The 3,179-nt window shown below is 49.4% G+C and carries 2 protein-coding genes; both read right to left on the bottom strand.

Annotated elements, in window-relative coordinates:
* The coding region (locus WBV75_RS02765) for a VCBS repeat-containing protein (RefSeq protein WP_424119131.1) at positions 1–2,493 on the bottom strand (2,493 nt) is incomplete at its 3' end.
* 186 nt (positions 2,494–2,679) lie between these two features.
* Positions 2,680–3,179 (bottom strand): RagB/SusD family nutrient uptake outer membrane protein (locus WBV75_RS02760; protein WP_424119130.1); only part of this gene is annotated, 500 nt, incomplete at its 5' end.

The following is a 3,179-nucleotide window of genomic DNA, read 5'->3' as shown; positions in this document are numbered from 1 at the left end:
CACCAGATCGGTGCGCCCGTCTCCGTTGAGATCGGCCCATCCAAAGTCGTCGATGGGGCCATAAGCCTGCAATCCGGAAATAAAACCGGCAGGCATTGGTGTAAAACCACCTTTCCCATCATTTTCAAAAAGCATGTGCTCTGGTGTTTTCCCAAAAGCCCCTGGAACTGCATCTGAACTGATAAAAATATCGAGGTCTCCATCCCCGTCAATATCCAGGGTGTCCACAGCCGAAGCATTGATACCAAAATCGGCAAAGGCCAGGCTGTCTTTTACGAACTGCCCGCTCTGGTTTCTGTACAACCGGGGTCGCATAGCGGGGCCCTCTGTAAATTCATTGCCTCCGCTGACCACAAGCAAATCCAGCCATCCGTCTGCGTCTGCATCAAAAAAGATATGATCCGTATCCTCACTCAGGGCGTCCACAGCAAAAAGTTCTGGAGCCGTTTTTGAAAAATCACCCTCTGACCCTTGTAAATACAAAGCCCCGGCCTGTCGCTTGGCCCCGCCTATAAAAATATCTTCTGTCCCATCCCGGTTGACGTCCCCAATGGATATCGCCGGACCTTCGTTCGACCGGGCATAGGCGATCAGGGGTTCCCGGTCAAAGTCTAGACTGGTGTTTTCCTTGTGTACAAAGGGAAGCACACTGTCCCGCGTTTCCCAAAACGATTCAGACCTGGAACCAGTATAGTAATTTCCCCGGGCGTCTTCCTGTTTGAGCGTTACAGGTTTTCCAACAGGGAGAGCCTGACGTTTTTCAAAAGCCCCTCCGGGCCAGATAACGACAAGAGAGTCCAGAGATTCGGCCTGGTTCAGGCCAATTTGTATATGGGCCGGCACGGCGGAAAGGTAGCCGCGGGTCGTAAAATTTTCAAAGACCTGCAGACTTCCGTTCGTATAGGCGAACACTCGGGCCCCTATGCCCCGTGTGTTGGGGCCGGTGCCAGAGAAGTGCAGCGCTATGGAATTCCCGGTTTCCAGATCGTTTTGATAAATGGTAGCCGGCTGATCCAGGTTGTTGACCACCAGGTCCAGATCCCCATCATTATCCAGATCTGCATAGGCGCTCCCATTGCTAAAAGTAGGTTCCTGCCCGATCCATAGAGAAGTCTTATCGGAAAACGTAAGATCGCCATTGTTCCTGAAAACATAATTCGACACCTTTTTTGGTGGAATTTCACGAGTAAGCGGGAGATCTGTGTCTTCCATGCCCCGGTCTATTCTTCTCTGAATGTCCTCATTGGCTATAAAATTCATATAGTCCATGTCATTGGTGGCCCCCTTGATGCCATTGGTTACAAACAGATCCTTAAAGCCGTCATTGTCGAGGTCCGCAAGAAGCCCCCCCCACGACCATTCCGTAGCGGCAATTCCACTGAGAAAGGCGATCTCTGAAAAGCGATTTTCTCCTGTGTTGAGTTGGAGGGTGTTTTGCATGTATTGGGGCGCAAACCCATTATTGAGGTATTGACGGTATATAGGATAGGCGTATTCCAGTCCGGACGTCTTATAGGTGATAAGGTCTTCGGGTAACATGTCCAGGGAAAGGATATCTACCATGCCATCGTTGTTGATATCGGCAAGGTCATTGCCCATACTGAAATGTGTGGTATGCCCCACCTCGCCTCCTCCTGCAGAAATGAGTTCCCGAAAGGTTCCATTGCCGTTGTTTATGTAGAGGTAGTCATTCTCAAAAAAGTCATTCCCCACGTAGATGTCCGGGTACCCGTCGCAGTTCAGATCACTGATTCCGAGCCCGAGTCCATAACCTGCTTTACCCTGGAAAACACCCGTTTCCGCACTTACGTCCGTAAAAAAACCATTATCGTTTCGATAGAAACGATCCCCGGAGAGGCTGTCCGGGATAAGGCGCTGATTGCCCTTCCCATAGGTGCGATTCGGATGGACCGAATGATTCAGAAGGTAGAGATCGAGGTCCCCATCGAGATCGTAATCAAAAAATGCCGCCTGGGTAGATAGTCCTGAAAAGTCCAGACCAAAGTCGGGGGCGCGTTCTTCAAATTTGGGGATTCCGTCGGAATCCACACCGAGATTCAGATACAATAAATTCCGGCCCTGTAGGCCACGGTATCCGGAAGCTTTGCAGATATAGATATCCTGTAGCCCGTCCCCGTTAATATCCACGTGGGTGGTGCCTGTGGTCCAGCCGTCGCTGTTCGAGATTCCGGCACCCATGCTAACCTCTTCAAAAGTCATATTGCCCCGATTCAGATATAGGGCATCGGCAGATTGGTTACCTCCAAAATAGATGTCGGGGAGGGTATCCTGGTTAAAATCGGCAATTGTCACACCTCCTCCGTTGTAGTAATAGAGGTAGGTGAGGATATTCAATTCCGGTGTCTCTTGAAGTGCATTGGAAAAATCGATTCCCGTCTCAGAGGGGAAAAGGCGCGTAAAGCCCGAGGAGGGCGCTGTAGTGCAACTGCTCGTAAAAATCAGCAAAAGACTTACGACATGAATCCTTTTCATTTCCCGGGATAAGTGCAGGCAAAAATAAAGAAATAGGGTGGGAAAGGGAGGGTATTGCGCCGCTTTAAAAAGGGTTTTTAGGCAATGTTAATACTCGTTAATCTTTTGTTTATTATTTCGGTATAATCCGGGTAAAAAAAAAGCTACCCGAAGGTAGCTTTTCTTTAAATAAAGTATTGGGTTTTACTAGTATCCGGGGTTCTGAACCAGATTCGGATTGGCCAGTAATTGTGGCAGTGGAATCGGGAACAAATTACGGGCAGCATTACCTGTTTCGGTATCGCTCTTGAATTCCCACTGACGGGTGTATTGTCCGAAACGGATCATGTCGTTTCTTCTCCACCACTCACAGTATAATTCACGTCCTCTTTCGTCCAACATATCGGATTCACTTACGGAGCCCAGAGGTGTAGCATTTCTAATCGTACGCAGTTCGTTTACCAAAGCTGTGGCATCACCGCCACTAGCCCCGCGAAGAATAGCTTCTGCTTTCATCAGATGCGCATCTGCATAACGGAAAATCATTACGCTGTTGTCGAAACCACCACCGTTACGCGGGTTGTACTTCATAACACGGATTCCAGTGCGCTCGCTGTTGTTGATGAGGCTAGGCGCTCCGTTCCCGTCTACAAATCCACGGGAGAATTCCAGGGGATTCCCCTGACGATCTTCCAGAGGTGTTCCAT

This window comes from Robiginitalea sp. (assembly GCF_049588695.1).
Lineage (GTDB): Bacteria > Bacteroidota > Bacteroidia > Flavobacteriales > Flavobacteriaceae > Robiginitalea.
This window is presented reverse-complemented; position numbering and strand designations above follow the sequence as displayed.